The 17,945-nt window shown below is 69.1% G+C and carries 17 protein-coding genes; 10 read left to right on the top strand and 7 right to left on the bottom strand.

Features of this window, described 5'->3' with window-relative positions:
- Positions 1-29 precede the first annotated feature (29 nt).
- On the top strand, positions 30-755 hold the full coding sequence (locus D0B54_RS21175; RefSeq protein ID WP_117293890.1) for a hypothetical protein: 726 nt from the start codon (positions 30-32) through the stop codon (positions 753-755).
- A 65-nt stretch (positions 756-820) separates the two neighbouring features.
- Here the strand turns inward: D0B54_RS21175 and argB are convergent, their stop codons facing one another.
- From argB to coaBC, 3 genes are all read right to left on the bottom strand, one after another.
- The gene (argB, locus tag D0B54_RS21170) at positions 821-1,687 is read right to left on the bottom strand and encodes an acetylglutamate kinase (protein ID WP_117293888.1); all 867 of its coding nucleotides are present in this window, start codon (positions 1,685-1,687) and stop codon (positions 821-823) included.
- 79 nt (positions 1,688-1,766) lie between these two features.
- Positions 1,767-2,222, bottom strand: coding sequence for a dUTP diphosphatase (gene dut, locus D0B54_RS21165; protein WP_117293886.1), 456 nt, complete (start codon positions 2,220-2,222; stop codon positions 1,767-1,769).
- A gap of 1 nt (position 2,223) precedes the next feature.
- Positions 2,224-3,438, bottom strand: coding sequence for a bifunctional phosphopantothenoylcysteine decarboxylase/phosphopantothenate--cysteine ligase CoaBC (coaBC, locus tag D0B54_RS21160; RefSeq protein WP_117293884.1), 1,215 nt, complete (start codon positions 3,436-3,438; stop codon positions 2,224-2,226).
- Between the two features lie 41 nt (positions 3,439-3,479).
- Here coaBC and radC point away from each other — a divergent pair, with 41 nt between their 5' ends.
- On the top strand, positions 3,480-4,154 hold the full coding sequence (gene radC / locus D0B54_RS21155) for a RadC family protein (protein WP_117293882.1): 675 nt from the start codon (positions 3,480-3,482) through the stop codon (positions 4,152-4,154).
- Positions 4,155-4,404: 250 nt separating this feature from the next.
- Here the strand turns inward: radC and D0B54_RS21150 are convergent, their stop codons facing one another.
- On the bottom strand, positions 4,405-6,708 hold the full coding sequence (locus D0B54_RS21150) for an NADP-dependent malic enzyme (RefSeq protein ID WP_162932604.1): 2,304 nt from the start codon (positions 6,706-6,708) through the stop codon (positions 4,405-4,407).
- 151 nt (positions 6,709-6,859) lie between these two features.
- On the opposite strand from D0B54_RS21150, the gene D0B54_RS21145 reads away from it, so the two are divergent.
- Complete coding sequence (locus D0B54_RS21145; protein WP_240433483.1) at positions 6,860-9,475, top strand: hybrid sensor histidine kinase/response regulator; 2,616 nt, start codon at positions 6,860-6,862, stop codon at positions 9,473-9,475.
- On the opposite strand, the gene D0B54_RS21140 is transcribed toward D0B54_RS21145, so the two are convergent.
- Both D0B54_RS21140 and D0B54_RS21135 read right to left on the bottom strand, forming a co-directional pair.
- Positions 9,455-10,102, bottom strand: a complete 648-nt coding sequence (locus D0B54_RS21140; protein ID WP_117293876.1) for a response regulator — start codon at positions 10,100-10,102, stop codon at positions 9,455-9,457. The two genes, D0B54_RS21145 and D0B54_RS21140, sit on opposite strands and share 21 nt — an antisense overlap.
- Positions 10,103-10,144: 42 nt before the next feature.
- A complete protein-coding gene (locus tag D0B54_RS21135) occupies positions 10,145-11,443 on the bottom strand; it encodes a dicarboxylate/amino acid:cation symporter (protein WP_240433482.1) in 1,299 nt (432 codons plus the stop codon).
- A 187-nt stretch (positions 11,444-11,630) separates the two neighbouring features.
- On the opposite strand from D0B54_RS21135, the gene rpmB reads away from it, so the two are divergent.
- The 7 genes from rpmB (at position 11,631) to mtnC (ending at position 17,005) form a co-directional block, all read left to right on the top strand.
- Complete coding sequence (gene rpmB / locus D0B54_RS21130; RefSeq protein ID WP_117293872.1) at positions 11,631-11,867, top strand: 50S ribosomal protein L28; 237 nt, start codon at positions 11,631-11,633, stop codon at positions 11,865-11,867.
- A gap of 24 nt (positions 11,868-11,891) precedes the next feature.
- Positions 11,892-12,062 carry a 50S ribosomal protein L33 gene (gene rpmG / locus D0B54_RS21125; RefSeq protein WP_117293870.1) on the top strand — a complete coding sequence of 57 codons (171 nt, stop codon included), beginning with the start codon at positions 11,892-11,894 and terminating at the stop codon, positions 12,060-12,062.
- Between the two features lie 447 nt (positions 12,063-12,509).
- Entirely contained in the window at positions 12,510-13,988 is a 1,479-nt protein-coding gene (mgtE, locus tag D0B54_RS21120; protein ID WP_162932603.1) for a magnesium transporter, read from the top strand.
- A 13-nt stretch (positions 13,989-14,001) separates the two neighbouring features.
- Positions 14,002-14,823, top strand: coding sequence for a prohibitin family protein (locus D0B54_RS21115; protein WP_117293868.1), 822 nt, complete (start codon positions 14,002-14,004; stop codon positions 14,821-14,823).
- 82 nt (positions 14,824-14,905) lie between these two features.
- Positions 14,906-15,511, top strand: a complete 606-nt coding sequence (locus tag D0B54_RS21110) for a methylthioribulose 1-phosphate dehydratase (RefSeq protein WP_117293866.1) — start codon at positions 14,906-14,908, stop codon at positions 15,509-15,511.
- A gap of 20 nt (positions 15,512-15,531) precedes the next feature.
- Positions 15,532-16,083 carry a 1,2-dihydroxy-3-keto-5-methylthiopentene dioxygenase gene (locus D0B54_RS21105; RefSeq protein WP_117293864.1) on the top strand — a complete coding sequence of 184 codons (552 nt, stop codon included), beginning with the start codon at positions 15,532-15,534 and terminating at the stop codon, positions 16,081-16,083.
- A 247-nt stretch (positions 16,084-16,330) separates the two neighbouring features.
- Complete coding sequence (mtnC, locus tag D0B54_RS21100; RefSeq protein WP_117293862.1) at positions 16,331-17,005, top strand: acireductone synthase; 675 nt, start codon at positions 16,331-16,333, stop codon at positions 17,003-17,005.
- Between the two features lie 137 nt (positions 17,006-17,142).
- Here mtnC and cysQ read toward each other — a convergent pair whose 3' ends face one another.
- A complete protein-coding gene (gene cysQ / locus D0B54_RS21095; RefSeq protein ID WP_240433481.1) occupies positions 17,143-17,943 on the bottom strand; it encodes a 3'(2'),5'-bisphosphate nucleotidase CysQ in 801 nt (266 codons plus the stop codon).
- Between the last annotated feature and the right edge of the window lie 2 nt (positions 17,944-17,945).

Raw genomic sequence — 17,945 nt, 5'->3', positions numbered from 1 at the left:
ACCGCGCTTCCAATTCCAGGAGTTTGTCCATGTTCAAAGTTGCAGGCCTTGCCATTCCGGTGACCTTGCTGATGCTGTCGGCCCTGCCGCTGCAGGCCGTCGCCGGGCAGAAGATCCAGTGCTGGGCCGACGAGCATGGCGTGCGCGTCTGCGGCGACCGCGTGCCGCCGGAGTACGTCAAGAAAGAGCGCAAGGTATTCGACGAGCAGGGCCGCGTGGTGGACATCCGCGACCGGCAGAAGACCGCCGAGGAAGCCGCCGCCGCCGAGGCCGCCGAGGCCGAAGCGACCGCCGCCCAGCGCCGGGCGCAGGAGCGCCAGGCCTATGACATCTTCCTGACCGACACCTACAGCAGCGTCAAGGACCTGGAACGCGCCCGCAACGAGCGGCTCGCCACGCTCGATGGTCGTGTCGGCCTGGCGCGCCAGGCGGTGGCCAGCGACGAGAAATCCAAGGTGGCGATCCAGCAGCGCATCGACGGCATGCTCAAGAGCGGGCGTCCCACCACGGTGCCGGCGAAGCAGTTGCGCGACACCGAGAAGACCCTGCGCGACAACCGCTTGGCGATCGAGCAGATGGCGAAGGACCGCGAGAAGGTCTGCACGGAGTTCCAGCGCGACATCGTGCGCTTCCAGGAACTGACCATGGGCAGCTCCGCCTACGCCGGACAGTGCCCGGCACCGGGCTCCCTCTCGATCTCGGCGCCACTGACCAAGCCGGCTGCCGGGTCGGTGCCGCCGAAGAAGACGCCGTAGGGGTCGCCATCACGAAAAAGCCCGCGAGGCCTGCGCCTCGCGGGCTTTTTTCTGGATGCCAGGGCCTAGCCGCGGATCAGCGTGCCGATGCCGGCGTCGGTGAACAGCTCCAGCAGCACCGAGTGCTCGATGCGCCCGTCGATGATGTGGGCCGACTTCACGCCGCTGTTCACCGCGTCCAGCGCGTAGCGCACCTTGGGCACCATGCCGCCGTAGATCGTGCCGTCGAGGATCAGGTCCTCCACCTGCGGCACGGTCAGGCCGGTGAGGATCTTCTCCTGCTTGTCGAGCACGCCCGGTGCATTGGTCAGGAAGATGATCTTCTCGGCCTGCAGCACCGCTGCGATCTTGCCGGCAGCGACGTCGGCGTTGATGTTGTAGGCCTCGCCATGCTCGCCCACACCCACCGGCGCGATCACCGGGATGAAGCCGCCGGCTTCCAGGTGGGTGATGATGCGCGGGTCGATCTTCTCCACCTCGCCGACCTGGCCGATCTCCTGGCCGCTCTTGAGCAGCATCTTGCGCGCGCGGATCAGCGTGCCGTCCTTGCCGGTGAGGCCCACGGCGCGGCCGCCTTGCTGGTTGAGCGCGCTGACCACCGCCTTGTTGACCAGGCCGCCGAGCATCATCTCGACCACGTCCATGGTCTCTTCGTCGGTGACGCGCATGCCCTCGATGAACTCGCTCTTCTTGCCGAGCTTCTCCAGGTGCGCGCCGATCTGCGGCCCGCCGCCATGCACCACCACCGGGTTCATGCCGACCAGCTTCATCAGCACGATGTCGCGCGCGAAGGAGGCGATCATGTCGTCGTCCTTCATCGCGTTGCCGCCGTACTTGACCACGATGGTCTTGCCGGCGAAACGGCGGATGTAGGGCAGCGCCTCGGTCAGGACGCGGGCGATGGTCTGGGCGCTGGAATGATCGATGGGCATGGTCGTGTCTTCAAAGTACTTCCGATTCGTAGGAGCGAGCTTGCTCGCGACCCGGCGCGAGCAAGCTCGCTCCTGCAGGCTAACTTTTCCCGGTACTGCCGAACCCGCCGGTCCCTCGCGCCGTCGCGTGGAACTCGGAAACGGTTTCGAAGGCGGCGCGCACCACCGGCAGGAACACCAGTTGCGCGATGCGCTCGCCCGGGTTGATCGTGAAGCTGTCCTTGCCGCGGTTCCAGCAGGACACCATCAGCTCGCCCTGGTAGTCGGAGTCGATCAGGCCCACCAGGTTGCCCAGCACGATGCCGTGCTTATGGCCCAGGCCCGAGCGCGGCAGGATCACCGCCGCCAGCGCCGGGTCGGCGATGTAGATCGCAAGACCGGTCTTGAGCAGCGTGGTGTCGCCGGGGTTCAGCGCCAGCGGCGCATCCAGCACCGCGCGCAGGTCCAGGCCGGCGGAGCCGTCGGTGGCGTAGGCCGGCAAGGGGAGTTCCGACCCGACGCGGGGGTCGAGGATCTTGATCTGGATCGTGTGCATGTCAGGCCGTGGAGGCGGTATAGCGTTCGGCGATCAGCCGGGCGAGGTCGCGGGCGAGGTCGGTCTTGTGGGCCGGCGCCAGATCCTGCGCCCCGCCCTTCCAGTAGATGCTGAGCTGGTTGTCGTCGCGGTCGAAGGCCTTGCCGTTGCCGACCAGGTTGGCCGCGATCAGGTTGAGCTGCTTGCGCTCCAGCTTGGCGCGCGCGTGCTCCTCCAGCTTCTCGGTCTCGGCGGCAAAGCCGACGATGAACAGCTGCGGATGCTCCTGGCGCAGCGTCGCCAGGATGTCCGGGTTCTTCACCAGGCGCAGGTCCATCGCGTCCGACGATTTCTTGATCTTGTGCTCGGCCACCGTGTCCATGCGGTAGTCGGCCACCGCGGCGGCGCCCACGAACAGCTGCGCACCGGCGGCGGCTTCGCGGCAGGCCGCCAGCATCTCGGCGGCGGTTTCCACCGACACCTGCTTCACGCCGGCCGGCGCCGCCAGCTGGGTCGGGCCACTGACCAGGGTCACGTCGGCGCCCAGGCGCGCCAGGGCGGCGGCCACGGCATAGCCCATCTTCCCGGAGGAGCGGTTGGTGATGAAGCGCACCGGGTCGATCGCCTCGCGCGTCGGGCCGGCGGTGACCACCGCCTTCACGCCGCGCAACGGGCCGTCGCCGAACAGGCGGATCACCGCCTCGCGGATGTCGAGCGGCTCGCTCATGCGGCCTTCGCCGGTCTCGCCGCAGGCCTGGAAGCCGGCGCCGGGCCCCACTGTGTGGATGCCGCGCTCGCGCAGCATCGCCAGGTTGGCCTGGGTGGCGGCGTTGGACCACATCAGCCGGTTCATCGCCGGGGCCACCAGGATCGGGCGATCCGTGGCCAGGCACAGGGTGGTGAGCAGGTCATTGGCCATGCCGGCCGCCAGCCGCGCCAGGAAATCCGCGCTGGCCGGGGCCACCACGATCGCATCGGGCCAGCGTGCCAGCTCGATATGCCCCATGGCCGCCTCGGCCGCCGGGTCGAACAGCTCGGTACGGACGTCCCGGCCGGACAGGGCCTGGAAGGTCAGCGGGCGCACGAACTCGGTGGCGGAGGCGGTCATGGCGACCTGCACCTCGGCCCCGGCGTCCATCAGCCGGCGCACCAGATCGGCCGCCTTGTAGGCGGCAATGCCTCCGGTCACCCCCAGGAGGATGCGCCGTCCGTCGAGCCGTGGTTCACTTGCTTGCATCGCAATATTCTAGCTGCATAAACCACGGGGGCGACGCCGGCATGGCGATCACGGATTGGCCGGAGGGCGAACGCCCCCGGGAGAAGGCGCTGGCGCAGGGGGCGGCCAGCCTGTCGGACGCCGAGTTGCTGGCGATTTTCCTGCGGACCGGCCTGCCCGGGACCAGCGCCGTGGACCTGGCCCGGGAGCTGCTGACCCGCTTTGGCGGCCTGCGCAGCCTGCTCAAGGCCTCGCGCGAGGAATTCTGCGAAGCCCGGGGGCTGGGCGACGCCAAATACATCCAGCTGCAGGCCTGCGTCGAGATGGCGCGGCGCTACCTGGGCGAGGAACTGAAGGCCAGGGCCGCCCTGACCAGCCCGCAGGGTGCGCGCGACTACCTGGTGGCGCGCCTGCGCGACCTCGACCGCGAGGTCTTCGGGGCGCTGTTCCTGGACGCCCAGCACCAGGTACTGGCTTTCGAGGAGCTGGCACGCGGCACGCTGGATTCGGCGGCGGTCTATCCGCGCGAAGTGCTCAAGGCCGCGCTGCGGCACAACGCGGCGGCGGTGATCTTTGCGCACAACCATCCGTCGGGGGTGACCGAGCCCAGCGCGGCGGACCGGACGCTGACGGACCGGCTGAAAGCGGCGCTGGCTCAGATCGACATCCGGGTGCTGGATCACTTCGTGATCGGCGAGGGGAAGCCAGCGTCGTTTGCGGAGAGGGGGTGGTTGTAGCCGCGCTTTGGCGATGACTCAATGTCATGTCCCAGCCCGGCCAAATGCCCCCGGGGCTAGATCAGGTAACTGAAGTCTCGCCATGGATGGCGCCACCGCTTGTCTCCCCTCTCCCGCTTGCGGGAGAGGGGCTGGGGGAGAGGGTTTCTGTAGAACATAGCTGGGCTAACCAGTCCACCATTTACAGAAACCCTCTCCCGGCCTCCGGCCACCCTCTCCCGCAGGCGGGAGAGGGGACAGAAGCGTTGGCTCAGCCCTGCAGGCCCTGTCTCTGCAGATTCGCATCCACCACCGTCAGCGCGGTCATGTTGACGATGCGGCGCACGGTCGTGGAGGGCGTCAGGATGTGTACCGGTGCCGAACAACCCAGCAGCATCGGGCCGATCGCGACGTTGCCGCCGGCGGTGGTCTTGAGCAGGTTGTAGGAGATGTTGGCGGAGTCCATGTTGGGGAACACCAGCAGGTTGGCGTCGCCCTGCAGCGTGGAGCTGGGCAGGATCGCCTTGCGATGCACTTCGCTCAGCGCGCAGTCGCCATGCATCTCGCCGTCCACTTCCAGGTCCGGTGCCAGCTCGCGCAGCAGCGCCAGGGTCTGGCGCATCTTCAGCGCCGAGGGCGCGTCCGAGCTGCCGAAGTTGGAATGCGACAGCAGCGCCACCTTGGGCTTGATGCCGAAGCGGCAGATTTCCTCGGCGGCCATCAGCGTGATCTCCGCCAGCTGGTCGGCCGTCGGATCCAGGTTGACGTGGGTGTCCACCAGGAACAGCTGGCGGCCCGGCAGGATCAGCGCGTTCATCGCGGCGTAGACGCTGCTGCCGGCCTTCTTGCCCAGCACGCGGTCGATGTACTGCAGGTGGCGCGCGGTGGTGCTGATGGTGCCGCAGATCATGCCGTCGCCTTCGCCCTTGCGCAGCAGCATTGCCGCGATCAGGGTGGTGCGGCGGCGCATCTCCAGGCGCGCGAACGGCTCGGTGACGCCGCGGCGCTCCATCAGCTGCAGGTATTCCTGCCAGTACTCGCGATAGCGCGGATCGTGCTCGGTGTTGACCACGGTCAGGTGCTCGCCGAGCTTCAGGCGCAGGCCGTAGCGGCGGATGCGCTCCTCGATCACGGCCGGGCGGCCGACCAGCACCGGGCGGGCCAGCTTGTCGTCGACGATGATCTGCACCGCGCGCAGCACGCGCTCGTCCTCGCCCTCGGCGAAGATGATGCGCGAACGCTCGGGCGCGGCGGCGCGCGCGGCGGCGTACACCGGCTTCATCATCGTGCCGCTCTGGTAGACGAACTGCTGCAGCTGCTGGCGGTAGGCGTCCATGTCGGCGATCGGCCGCGTCGCCACGCCGGAATCCGCCGCCGCCTGCGCCACGGCCGGGGCGATCTGCACGATCAGGCGCGGGTCGAAGGGCTTGGGGATCAGGTACTCGGGGCCGAAGGACAGGCCCTCGATGCCGTAGGCACTGGTCACCACGTCGCTCTGCTCGCGCCGCGCCAGCGCCGCGATGGCGTGCACTGTGGCGATCTCCATCTCGCGCGTGATGGTGCTGGCGCCGGCATCCAGCGCGCCGCGGAAGATGAAGGGGAAGCACAGGACGTTGTTGACCTGGTTCGGGTAGTCCGTGCGGCCGGTGGCGATGATGGCGTCGTCGCGCACGGCCTTCACTTCCTCCGGCAGGATCTCCGGGGTCGGGTTGGCCAGCGCGAAGATCAGCGGCCTGGTGGCCATGGTCCTGACCATGTCGGGCTTCAGCACGCCGGCGGCGGACAGGCCCAGGAAGATGTCGGCGTCAGGGATCACCTCCGCCAGGGTGCGCTTGTCGGTGGGCTGGGCAAAGCGCGCCTTGTCCGGGTCCATCAGTTCCTTGCGGCCCTGCCAGACCACGCCGGCCAGGTCGGTCAGCCAGATGTTCTGGATCGGCAGGCCCAGGTCCACCAGCAGGTCGACGCAGGCCAGGGCCGCGGCGCCGGCGCCGCTGACCACCAGCTTGACCGCCTTGATGTCCTTGCCGACCACCTGCAGGCCGTTGAGCAGGGCGGCGCCGACGATGATCGCGGTGCCGTGCTGGTCGTCGTGGAACACCGGGATCTTCATGCGGGCGCGCAGCTTGCGCTCGATCTCGAAGCATTCCGGAGCCTTGATGTCCTCCAGGTTGATGCCGCCGAAAGTCGGCTCCAGCGCCGCGATGATGTCCACCAGCTTGTCCGGGTCCAGCTCGTTGAGTTCGATGTCGAACACGTCGATGCCGGCGAACTTCTTGAACAGGACCGCCTTGCCCTCCATCACCGGCTTGGCCGCCAGCGGGCCGATGGCGCCCAGGCCCAGCACGGCGGTGCCGTTGGTGACCACGGCCACCAGATTCCCCCGGGCGGTGTAGCGCGAGGCGGCGCTGGGATCGGCGGCGATCTCCTCGCAGGCGAAAGCGACGCCGGGGGAGTAGGCCAGCGCCAGGTCGCGCTGGTTGCTCATCTGCTTGGTCGGGGTGACCGACAGCTTTCCGGGGACCGGGAACTCGTGGTAATCGAGGGCGGCGCGGCGCAGTTCTTCACGCAGTTTCATGGGAGCGGATGCGGGGGTTTGCAGGCGGAAGTAGAGAATGATGGATGGTTCCGGAGGCAGGTTCAATAACACCATCGTGTTAAGCGCCGCGGACGGTGTGGCGATGCGGCCGGATGCTAAGGTGGCCGCATCCGGTCCGGAGGCGATGGGCGTGAGCACAAGATTCCTGCGAACGGCCGGCCTGGCCTTGCTGCTGGGCGCCGTCCTGCTGGCGGCCACCCTCGCGGCGGGCCGCCATGCTGAGCGGCGCGCGCTTCATGCCGAGGGACGGCAGGCGCACGAGCAGCTGGGCCTGTACGCCGGTGGCCTGCAGCGGCTGATCGACCGCTACCGCATGCTGCCGGCGGTGCTGGCGCTGGATCCGGATCTGCAGGCGGCGCTGCAGGTCACCGCGGATGCGGCGATGCGCCAGCGCGTCAACCTCAAGCTGGAGCGCATCAACCAGGCCACCCAGGCTTCGACGCTGACCCTGATCGACCGCCATGGCATCGGCGCCGCCGCCAGCAACTGGCGGCAGACGGCCAGCAATGTCGGCTTCGACTACAGCTTCCGGCCCTATTTCCGCGAGGCCCGCGCCTCCGGCGCCGGGCGCTTCTACGGCGTCGGCGTCACCACCGGCCAGCCGGGGTACTTCCTGTCGCAGGCGATCGTCGACGGGCAGGGCGGGTTCCTCGGCGCGGTTGCGGTCAAGCTCGACCTGCAGCGGCTGGAGCGGGAGTGGGGCGCCAGCGCCGACACCGTGGTGGTCAGCGATGCTCACGGCGTCGTGATTCTCGCCAACCGGCCGGACTGGCGCTACCGCCTGCTCGCGCCGCTGGGCGCCGCCGACCGCGCGGGGCTGGCCGAAACCCGCCAGTACGCCGGCCAGCCGCTGCTGCCGCTGCGCCACGACCTGCTGGAGGACCTGGGCGCCGACGGCCGCCGCGTGCGTATCGCCGAGCCGGCCGCCAGGGGCGAGCGGCTGTGGCAGTCCCTGCCGCTGCCGGCGGAGGGCTGGACGCTGCACCTGCTGCGCGACACCGCGCGCAGCGCCGGTGCCGGCCGCGTCGCCGCGCTGGCCGCGGCCGGCACCGGGCTGGCGCTGCTGTTCCTCGGCCTGTTCCTGCAGCAGCGCCTGCGCCTGGAGCGCCTGCGCCGCCGTTCGCGCGAGGAGCTGGAGCAGATGCTGCGCCAGCACGCCGACGCCCTGCGCACCGCCCAGGACGAGGTCGTGCAGGCGGTGGAGCGCGCCCGCGCCGGGCAGGGCGCAAGCCTGGAGCACCTGCCGCAGGGCGTCGCCGTGATCGACGCGGACCTGCGCCTGGTCGCCTGGAACCGGCGCTACGTGGAACTGTTCCGCTACCCGCCCGAGCTGGTGCAGGCCGGCCGCCCGATCGAGGACCTGCTGCGCCACAACGCGCGCCGCGGCCTGCTCGGCCCAGGCGCTCCGGAGGATGCGATCCAGCGGCGCCTGGAGCACCTGCGCGCACGCCGCGCGCACATGCACGAGCGCGAGCGGCCCGACGGCACGGTGCTGGAGATTCGCGGCACGCCGCTGCCGGACGGCGGCTTCGTCACCTCCTATGCCGACATCACCGCCTACAAGAACGCCGCGCGCGACCTGCGCACCCTGGCCGAGAGCCTGGAGCGGCGCATCGAGCAGCGTACCCATGACCTGGCCGAGGCCAAGGCCGAGGCCGAGCGCGCCAACCGTTCCAAGAGCCGCTTCGTCGCCGCGGTGGTACACGACCTGGCGCAGCCGCTGCACGCGGCGCGGCTGTTCCTGTCTTCGCTGCGCGAGCCGGGCGGGGCGCAGCGGCAGGACGAGCTGTTGCAGTACGTCGATGCCGCGCTGTCGGCACAGGACGACATCCTCGCCTCGCTGATGGACATCTCGCGCCTGGAGGCCGGCCAGCTGGCCGCGCAGCCGCGCGATTTCGCGCTGGCACCGCTGCTGCGCAGCCTGGCCGCGGAAGCCGGCGTGCTGGCCGCGGCGCGCGGCCTGCGCCTGCGGGCGCGCTGCCGCGACGTGGTGGTGCACAGCGACGAGGCGCTCCTGCGGCGCATTCTGCAGAACTTCCTGTCCAACGCGCTGCGCTACAGCCGCCGCAGCCGCATCCTGCTGGGGCTGCGCCGCGCGCCGGGCGGCTGGCGCATCGAGGTCTGGGACACCGGGCCGGGCATCCCCGAGGAGCAGCGCCAGGCGATCTTCGAGGAATTCCGCCGCTACGACCGCAGCAATGCCGGCGCCGGGCTGGGGCTGGCGATCGTCGAGCGCATCGCGCGCCTGCTGGGCCACCCCATCGGCCTGCGCTCCTGGCCGGGGCGCGGCAGTGCGTTCTCGGTCACCGTGCCGGCCGGAACCGCGGTCGCGCCGGCGGTAGCCGCTGCGGCGGAAGCGGCGCCGCCGCCGCTGCTGGGCCGCCGCTGCTGGTGCGTGGAGGACGATGCCGCAGTGCGCGAGGCCACGGCCGAGCTGCTGCGGCGCTGGGGCGCGCAGGTGCAGCTTTGCAGCGGAACGGGCGAGGCGCGCGCCCTGCAGCGCCGCGAGCCGCGGCCGGACCTGCTGCTGCTGGACTATCGCCTGGCCGACGGCGATGGACTGGAACTGCTGGCGGTCCTGCGCGAGGCCTGGGGCGCGGCGCCGCCGACGATCCTGGTTTCCGCCGAGCCGGACCCGGGGCTGCGCGACCGGGCCGCCGAGGCCGGCGCCGCCTTCCTGTCCAAGCCGCTGAAGCCGGCGGCGCTGCGCGCGCTGCTGGGGCGCCTACTCCCCCTCGCCCCCTGAGTCGGCCCGCAGTGCCCGCACCGTCAGCGCCGCCTGCGTGCGGCCATGGCAGCCGAGCTTGCGCAGGATCGCCGTGACGTGGACCTTGACCGTGTTTTCCGCCAGGCCCAGGTCGTAGGCGATCTGCTTGTTGAGGCGGCCGTCGGCCATGCACATCAGCACGCGCAGCTGCTGCGGCGTGAGCTGCGCCAGCCGGGCGGCCAGTTCGGCGTCCGCCGCATCGCGCCCCGCCGCTTGCGGCGGGAACGACAGCTCGCCTTCCAGCACCCGCCGCACGGCGCCGCGGATCTCGCCGATCGGCGCGGACTTGGGCACGAAGCCGGCGGCGCCGAACTGCCGGGCGCGCTGCAGGGTGCGTGGCTGCTCGCTGGCGGAGACGATCAGCACCGGCAGCTCCGGCCGCTCGCCGCGCAGGTACAGCAGGGAGGAGAAGCCCTGGGCCCCGGGCATCTGGAGGTCCAGCAGCACCAGGTCCAGTTGTGGTGCAGCGGCGAGGGCCGCTTCCAGTTCGCCGAAGCTGGCGGCTTCGAAAACGCAGCCGCCCTCCAGGTCGTCCCGGAGGGCGTGCAGCACCGCGGCCCGCATCAGGGGGTGGTCGTCGGCGATGATCAGGCGCAGGCCGGGCATGGCGGCAGTGTGTCACCGCGGTGCGCCGCCGCCAACGCGCCGTCAGGCGGCCTGGGGAACCAGGGCCGGCGGCAGCTCCGGCATGGCGGGCCGGCCGGCCAGCTCGGCCTGCAGGCGGTCGCGATCCAGTTCGCCTTCCCAGCGCGCCACCACGATGCTGGCGACGCCGTTGCCGATGAAGTTGGTCAGCGCCCGCGCCTCGCTCATGAAGCGGTCGATCCCCAGGATCAGCGCCAGGCCGGCCACCGGCACCGAGGGCACCACCGCCAGTGTCGCCGCCAGCGTGATGAAGCCGGCACCGGTGACGCCCGAGGCGCCCTTGGAGGTGAGCATGGCCACCGCCAGCAGGCTCAGCTGCTGCCCCAGCGTCAGGTCGATCCCCAGCGCCTGGGCCACGAACATCGCCGCCATCGTCAGGTAGATGTTGGTGCCGTCCAGGTTGAAGGAGTAGCCGGCGGGCACCACCAGGCCCACCACCGATTTGGAACAGCCCAGCTTCTCCAGCTTCTGCATCAGCGGCACCAGGGCGGACTCGGAGGACGAGGTGCCCAGCACCAGCAGCAGCTCCTCGCGGATGTAGCGGATGAAGCGCAGGATCGAAAAGCCGGCCAGGCGCGCGATCAGGCCCAGCACCAGCAGCACGAACAGCGCGCAGGCCAGGTAGAAGCTGCCCATCAGCTTCATCAGGGGGCCGAGGCTGTCGACGCCGTACTTGCCGACGGTGAAGGCCATGGCGCCGCCGGCGCCGATCGGGGCCAGCTTCATGACCATGGCGATCATGCGGAAGAAGGCCTGCGACAGCGATTCGAACAGCTCCGTGACCGGCCGCGCCTTGTCGCCCAGGGCGATCAGGGCGAAGCCGAACAACAGGGCCAGCAGCAGCACCTGCAGCAGGTCGCCGCTGCCGGTGAAGGCATCGGTGAAGGTCGTGGGGATGATGTGCAGCAGGAATTGCACGGTGGACTGGTCCTGGGCCTGGCTGGCGTACCTGGCCACGGCGCCGGCATCCAGCGTCGCCGGGTCGGCATCGAAGCCGGCGCCGGGCTGCAGGCCGTTGACCACCACCAGACCGATCAGCAGGGCGACGGTCGATACCACCTCGAAGTACAGGATCGCCTTGACGCCGACCCGGCCGACCTTCTTGACATCCGAGGCGCCGGCGATGCCCTGCACCACGGTCAGGAAGATCACCGGCGCGATCAGCATCTTGACCAGTGCGATGAAGCCGTCGCCCAGGGGCTTGAGGGCAACCCCGGTGGACGGGGAAAAATGGCCGAGCAGGCCGCCGGCGACGATGGCGGCCAGGACCCACAGGTAGAAGCGGGAAGCTTGGGTTTTCACGGCGGGTCTCCTGGGGTTTGCACCGGACGCCTGCAGCTTGGCCGCCCGGCGCCCCGCCGTCTGTAACACCTTGGTAGTAGACGGGCGCGCTCCGGGGCCTTGCCTTGCCGCCGGTCTGCTGGCACAATCGCGCCCCTTCTGCATGGCCTGTGGCCGTGTAATTCCCCTTTGACCAAGGTTTTGTGTCATGTCCAAAGTCTGCCAGGTGACCGGTAAGCGCCCGATGACGGGTAACACCGTCTCGCACGCCAACAACAAGCGTCGCCGTCGTTTCGAGCCGAATCTGCACTCGCACCGCTTCTGGCTGGAGTCGGAGAAGCGCTTCGTGTCGCTGCGCGTGTCCTCCAAGGCCATGCGCATCATCGACAAGAAGGGCGTCGAGGCCGTCGTTGCCGAGCTGCGCGCTCGCGGCGACAAGGTCTAAGCAGACCTACTCCAGGAGCCCGCCATGGCCAAGAAAAAAGAAGTAGAGAAGATCAAGCTGGTGTCGACCGCTAACACCGGTTACTACTACACCACCAAGAAGAACCGCAAGAACACGCCGGACAAGTTCGAGTTCAAGAAGTACGACCCGATCGTCCGCAAGCACGTGGTCTTCAAGGAAGCGAAGGTCAAGTAAGCTTTTTGCCCGGCCGGCGTAGTCCGTCCGCGGCAGGAATCCGAAGACTTAGAAAAGCCGCCCCCGGGGCGGCTTTTCTGTTGTCTGGAGCCCGCCTCCTGACGCCGCCTTCGGGCGGCGGTTTCGTTAGGGCCTGTTAGCGCTACGGCAATCGCTGCGATGCCCCCGTATTTGCCGCCAGGCAAGGCGCGAGGAGGTCGCTTGGTGGTTCCAAGTAACCGACGAGCAACACAGCATGGCGGCAAAGACGGGGGCACCCGGAGGGCGGGGCCGCCTGGGCGCAGGGCGTCGCTCCGTGTCGCTGATGTACATTCAGTACACGGCGCGCCCCGGGGCATAGCCCTGCACCCAGGCGGCCTCCGTCGCAGCGACTGCCGTAGCGCTAACAGGCCCTAATGTGCCCCGAATCGCCACAAAACTTCACACCCTCGCCGTAATATCCCGGTCATGTCCCAGGATCTGCCGCCCGATATCACCGACGAAGCCGACTCCAGCGCGCGCCCGCACCACCATCACCTGGAGCAGGCCCGGGCGCAGGTGATCGGCCTGCTGTCGCGCCAGTCGGTCGAAAAGGAGCTGCTGTCGCGCTCGGAGAGCCGCAACAGCGACGTGGTGGCGCAGCTGGTGGCGCGCCAGCACCAAGCCGCCCTGGAGCAGCGCCTGTCGCACTTCCACCCGGCCGACATCGCCTTCGTGCTGGAGGCCCTGGCGCCGGACGCCCGCGACCTGGCCTGGACCCTGGTGCGGCCGGCACGGCGCGGCGCGGTGCTGCTGGAGACCTCCGACACGGTGCGCCGTGCCCTGGTGCTGAACATGCCGCCGGAGGAAGTGGCGGCCCTGGCCGGCTCGCTGGACACTGACGACATCGCCGACCTGGTCTCCTCCCTCCCCGAGGAGGCGCGCCAGCAGGTGCTGGAGCGCCTGGATCGTGCCGACCAGGCCGAAGTGCGCTCGATGCTGTCCTTCCCCGAGGGCACGGTCGGGGCGATGATGGACCTGGAGTTCATCTCGGTACGCGAGGACACCACGCTGGAGGCGGTGCAGCGCCTGCTGCGGCGGCGCAAGGAACTGCCGGCGCACACCAACCAGCTGTTCGTGGTGGACCGCGGCAACCAGCTGCGTGGCCTGCTGCCGCTGGCCAAGCTGCTGCTCGGCGACCCCGAGGGCCAGGTGGTCGAGGTGATGAACCCGCGCCCGGTCTACTTCTACACCGACGACCCCTCGCGCGAGGCGGTGGCCGCCTTCGAGAAGTACGACCTGATCTCGGCACCGGTGGTGAACCTGCACCGCCAGGTGGTGGGGCGGGTGACGGTGGATGCGGTGCTGGACGAGGTGACCGCAAAGGCGCAGACCGAGGGCCTGCGCCAGGTCGGCCTGTCCGAGGAGGACGAAGACATCTTCGCGCCGGTGGTGGCCAGTGCCAAGCGCCGCTGGCCCTGGCTGGCGATCAACCTGGCGACGGCCTTCTTCGCCTCGCGCGTGATCGGCGCCTTCGAGTCGATCATCACGGCCCTGGTGGCGCTGGCGGCGCTGATGCCGATCGTCGCCAGCATCGGCGGCAACACCGGCAACCAGTCGGCGGCACTGGTGATCCGCGGCCTGGCGCTGGGCCAGCTCGGCGCGCACCAGTTTCGCCGCATCCTGCGCCGCGAGCTGTCGATCAGTGCCCTGAACGGCGCCATGTGGGGCAGCGTGCTGGGCCTTGCCACGCTGCTGCTGTACCGCGATGTGCACCTGGCGGGGGTGATCGCGGCGGCGCTGATGCTCAACATGGCGGTGGCGGCCCTGGTGGGGGTGCTGGCACCGGTGCTGCTGCACCGCCTGGGCCGCGATCCGGCGATGGGCTCCAGTATCATCCTCACGGCGACCACCGACAGCATGGGTTTCTTCATTTTCCTGGGGCTGGCGGCGGTCTTTCTGGTCTGAAGGGGGAGCGGCAATGGGGCAGGCAAAACTGGTTCTGGGCGTCATCCTGGCGGTGATCGGCGTGGCTTTCCTGGCGCGGTTTTCACCGATGACGGTGGTGCCGGCGGGCCATCGCGGCGTGGTGACCCTGTTCGGCAAGGTGGACCCGCAGCCGCTGGGCGAGGGACTGCACCTGGTCAACCCGCTGTGCAACGTGGTGAAGATCGACGTGCGCGTGGCGCGCGCCGACTCCGAGGGCGAGGCCGCCAGCCGCGACCTGCAGATCGTGCATACCGCGATCACGCTGAACTACCGCATCAACCCGGAACTGACCGCCAGGCTCTACCAGGAGGTCGGGCCCGGCTTCGAGCAGAAGGTGATCGAGCCGGCGGTGCAGGAGGCCTTCAAGGCCGTCACCGCCAAGTACACGGCCGAGGAGCTGATCACCAAGCGCGAGGACGTGCGCCACAACATCCGCCTGCTGCTCAGCGAGAAGATCAACGCCCGCGCGGTCAACGCCCTGGCGCTGGACGAGGTGTCGATCACCAATTTCCGCTTCTCCGCCCAGTTCTCCCAGGCGATCGAGTCCAAGCAGGAGGCCGAGCAGCTGGCGCTGAAGGCACAGCGCGACCTGGAGCGCATCCAGATCGAGGCCAAGCAGCGCATCGCCCAGGCCGAGGCCGAGGCGGCGGCCCTGCGGGTGCAGAAGCAGGAAATCACCCCCGACCTGATCAAGCTGCGCGAGATCGACGCCCAGATCAAGGCGATCGAGAAGTGGAACGGCGTGCTGCCGACCACCATGGCCGGCGGCGCCGTGCCCTTCCTGGGGCTCAACGGCGGGCAGGCGGGCCGCTGACGGGGATCGCCGGCAGGGTTTTGCCTGCGGCGGGCGGGGCCCTACCAGCTGTCATGTGCGATGCCTTAAAGTGCGCGATCCCATGACCGAAACTGCCAACACCATTCCCGAACTGGGCCGCGCCATGATCGGCGCCGGCCAGCTGTTCCACGCCCGCGGCTGGGTGCCGGCCACGGGGGGCAACTTCTCCGGCCGCCTGGGGCCCGAGCGCATGCTGATCACCGCCTCGGGCTGCCACAAGGGCGAGCTGACCGAGGCCGATTTCCTGGTGGCCGACCTCGACGGCCAGCCGATCGGCAGCTGCCGCAAGGCCTCCTACGAGACCCTGCTGCACTGCCAGCTGTACCGCCACGATCCGGCGATCGGCGGCGCCCTGCACACGCACTCGGTGGCCAACACCGTGCTGTCGCGGCGCCACGAGCGCATCCGCCTGGCCGGCTACGAGCTGCTCAAGCTGCTGCCGGGGATACGAACCCACGACGCCGTGGTCGAAGTGCCGGTGTTCGAGAACGACCAGGACATCGCCCGCCTTGCGGCGCGCGTGGATGCCCATATGAAGCAGGATCCCGCCACGCCGGCCTATGTCATCGCCGGGCACGGCCTCTATGCCTGGGGCGCCACGGTGGCCGAGGCGCGCTGGCGCGTCGAAGCCCTGGAATTCATGTTCGAGTGCGAACTGCGCTCGTAAGTTGTTGAAGGAGTAGCACCATGACCACCCTGACCATCTACGCCGACAGCGACGCGACCCAGCCGCTGCAGAAGCTGACGCGCTTCGAGGACATCCGCGATGCCCTGGCCGGCATCGGCGTCGAGTTCGAGCGCTGGGACGCCTCCAAGCCGCTCAAGCCCGAGGACGGCGCCGAGGAAGTGATCGCCGCCTACCAGGACGCGATCGACCAGCTCAACCAGAAGTACGGCTTCGTCACCATCGACGTGGTGGCGATGCACCCCGAGAACCCGCAGGCCGAAACCGCCCGCGGCAAGTTCCTGGCCGAGCACACGCACGACGATTTCGAGACGCGTTTCTTCGTCGACGGCTCCGGCATGTTCTACATCCGCGCCGGCGGCAAGGTCTACATGACCGAATGCACCCGCGGCGACCTGATCAACCTGCCGGCCAACACCACGCACTGGTTCGACATGGGGCCGAAGCCCTTCTTCAAGGCGATCCGCTTCTTCCGCATCGCGGAAGGCTGGGTCGGCAAGTTCACGGGCGATACCATCGCCGACCGGTTCCCGCGCTTCGAGCGCGCAGCCTAACCAACACATAGACAGCCTCTCCCGACGGTGGGTGAGCCGGATCAGATGGATGTCCGGTGGACATCCGTCCCGGCGAACGCCCGGCCAGGGATGGCCGGGCAGGGGCTAGATGGGCGAGCTGATGTCCCGCCATGGATGGCACCATGGTCACCAAGCTACATGTATAACTTCACCCTTAGTTACTAAGAAGACCACCACCCTCACCCCAGCCCTCTCCCGCCAGCGGGAGAGGGGGAAAGAAGCAAAGATGATCAAGGCAATCGTGACCGACATCGAGGGCACCACCTCCTCGATCGACTTCGTACACCAATCGCTGTTCCCCTACGCCAAGCGGCACATGCGCGCCTTCCTGCGCGCCCAGGCCGGCAATGACGAGGTGCAGCGCCAACTGGCCGAGGTCGAGCGCCAGGAAAACCGCGACCTGTCGCTGGGCGAGGCCGCCGACGTGCTGGAGCAGTGGATCGCCGAGGACCGCAAGTACACGCCGCTCAAGGCCCTGCAGGGCATGATCTGGCGCCAGGGCTACGAGGCCGGCGAACTCAAGGGCCACGTCTACCCGGATACCCCCGATGCGCTGCGGCACTGGCAGGGCGAAGGCCGCAAGCTCTACGTCTACTCCTCGGGCTCCGAGGAGGCGCAGCGCCTGATCTTCGGCCACAGCGACGCGGGTGATCTGACGCCGCTGTTCTCGGGCTATTTCGACACGCGCATCGGCGGCAAGCGCGAGGCGGCGTCCTACCGCAACATCCTGCAGCAGATCGGCCTGCCGGGCGCCGAGGTGCTGTTCCTGTCGGACATCGGCGAGGAACTGGACGCGGCGCAGGCCGCGGGCATGAAGACCTGCCAGCTGCTGCGCGACGAGCGCACCAGGCCGGCCGCGGGGCACCAGCAGGTGGGGAAGATGACCGACGTGGTCGTTTGAGCAGACCCGTCATGCCGGCGGAAGCCGGCATCCAGTCCCTCGGCAAAGACCTTCAGTCCGCAAATGCACGCAAATGCACGCGAATAGAAGCGTGGAGATTTGCGTTCATTCGCGTTTATTTGCGGACTGAAGCTTTCTCAGGCCTTCGGCAACCGTTCCGCCCAGCCCGCCGCCGGATCGCCGATCACCACGAACAGCGGGTTGAGCAGCGATTCCTTCTGGTTGTAGCGCAGCGGCTGCAGGCCCGGCATCACCAGTACCTGGGCGCCGGCCTGTTCGGCCACGCACTGGCCGGCGGCGGTGTCCCACTCGCTGGTGGGGCCGGTACGCGGGTAGAGGTCGGCCACGCCGTCGGCCACCAGGCAGAACTTCAGCGAGGAGCCGCGGCTGACCGCGTCATGCTCCGGCATCTTTTCCAGGAAGGATTCCAGCGCCGCGTCGCGGTGCGACTTGCTGACCACCAGCGCCGGGCGGGCCGGCGACTTGCGGGTGCGGATGGCGGTCTTCTGGCCATTCTCCAGGCGCCAGGCGCCGAGGCCCTGCGCGGCGATCCAGCTGGTCTTCAGCACTGGGCCATGCACCACGCCCAGCACCGCCACGCCGTTGTCCACCAGGGCGATGTTCACGGTGAATTCGCCGTTGCGCTTGATGAATTCCTTGGTGCCGTCCAGCGGGTCCACCAGCCAGTAGCGCGACCACTGGCGGCGCGTGGCGTAAGGGATGTCGGCCGCTTCCTCGGACAGCACCGGAATCTCCGGCGCCAGCGCCTGCAGGCCGGCCACGATGTGGTGGTGCGCGGCCAGGTCGGCCTGGGTCAGCGGCGAGTCGTCGTCCTTGGTGGTGACGGCGATGTCCGATTCGTAGATGCCAAGGATCTTTTCGCCGGCGCCAAGGGCAATGGCCAGGACCTGGTCCAGCGTTTCCTGCGATACCTTCACGT

Source organism: Solimonas sp. K1W22B-7 (assembly GCF_003428335.1).
Classification (GTDB): domain Bacteria; phylum Pseudomonadota; class Gammaproteobacteria; order Nevskiales; family Nevskiaceae; genus Solimonas_A.
Note: the sequence above shows the minus strand (reverse complement) of the source record. Positions and strands in the feature narration are given on the sequence as shown.

Excerpts from the sequence above, each read along its gene's own strand:
- D0B54_RS21175 (WP_117293890.1), top strand. The coding sequence starts at position 30 with ATGTTCAAAGTTGCAGGCCTTGCCATTCCGGTGACCTTGCTGATGCTG.
- argB (WP_117293888.1), bottom strand. The coding sequence starts at position 1,687 with ATGCCCATCGATCATTCCAGCGCCCAGACCATCGCCCGCGTCCTGACC.
- dut (WP_117293886.1), bottom strand. The coding sequence starts at position 2,222 with ATGCACACGATCCAGATCAAGATCCTCGACCCCCGCGTCGGGTCGGAA.
- coaBC (WP_117293884.1), bottom strand. The coding sequence starts at position 3,438 with ATGCAAGCAAGTGAACCACGGCTCGACGGACGGCGCATCCTCCTGGGG.
- radC (WP_117293882.1), top strand. The coding sequence starts at position 3,480 with ATGGCGATCACGGATTGGCCGGAGGGCGAACGCCCCCGGGAGAAGGCG.
- D0B54_RS21150 (WP_162932604.1), bottom strand. The coding sequence starts at position 6,708 with ATGAAACTGCGTGAAGAACTGCGCCGCGCCGCCCTCGATTACCACGAG.
- D0B54_RS21140 (WP_117293876.1), bottom strand. The coding sequence starts at position 10,102 with ATGCCCGGCCTGCGCCTGATCATCGCCGACGACCACCCCCTGATGCGG.
- rpmB (WP_117293872.1), top strand. The coding sequence starts at position 11,631 with ATGTCCAAAGTCTGCCAGGTGACCGGTAAGCGCCCGATGACGGGTAAC.
- rpmG (WP_117293870.1), top strand. The coding sequence starts at position 11,892 with ATGGCCAAGAAAAAAGAAGTAGAGAAGATCAAGCTGGTGTCGACCGCT.
- mgtE (WP_162932603.1), top strand. The coding sequence starts at position 12,510 with ATGTCCCAGGATCTGCCGCCCGATATCACCGACGAAGCCGACTCCAGC.
- D0B54_RS21115 (WP_117293868.1), top strand. The coding sequence starts at position 14,002 with ATGGGGCAGGCAAAACTGGTTCTGGGCGTCATCCTGGCGGTGATCGGC.
- D0B54_RS21110 (WP_117293866.1), top strand. The coding sequence starts at position 14,906 with ATGACCGAAACTGCCAACACCATTCCCGAACTGGGCCGCGCCATGATC.
- D0B54_RS21105 (WP_117293864.1), top strand. The coding sequence starts at position 15,532 with ATGACCACCCTGACCATCTACGCCGACAGCGACGCGACCCAGCCGCTG.
- mtnC (WP_117293862.1), top strand. The coding sequence starts at position 16,331 with ATGATCAAGGCAATCGTGACCGACATCGAGGGCACCACCTCCTCGATC.